The organism is Variovorax sp. F042, from assembly GCF_057814215.1.
In genome coordinates, this window is the sequence record NZ_JBVASX010000096.1 from 1 (window position 1) to 285 (window position 285).

The following is a 285-nucleotide window of genomic DNA, read 5'->3' on the forward strand; positions in this document are numbered from 1 at the left end:
TTCCTGGAGCAGTACCGTTTGAGCCGCAAGTCGCGAACATGAAATCTGCCTGCATCGCTGCTGCGGCGCTGTCACACGCCGCGTTGTCCGCCGGAGCCGCCGACAATGAGCTTGTCTCGTTCTCGCACAACGACTGGGAGCTGGCCTGCGACAACACGCGCACCTGCCGCGCCGCCGGCTACCCGCCGGACAGCGGGGCGAGCGAGCCGGTGTCGATGCTCATCACCCGCAAGGCCGGGCCCGGCACGGCAATAGACATCCAGCTGCCGATCGGCGATGACGACG

1 protein-coding gene is annotated in these 285 nt (G+C 67.0%); it reads left to right on the top strand.

The window, feature by feature from the left end:
• Positions 1-38: 38 nt before the first annotated feature.
• The coding region (locus ACZYSP_RS35565) for a DUF1176 domain-containing protein (RefSeq protein ID WP_489019264.1) at positions 39-285 on the top strand (247 nt) is incomplete at its 3' end.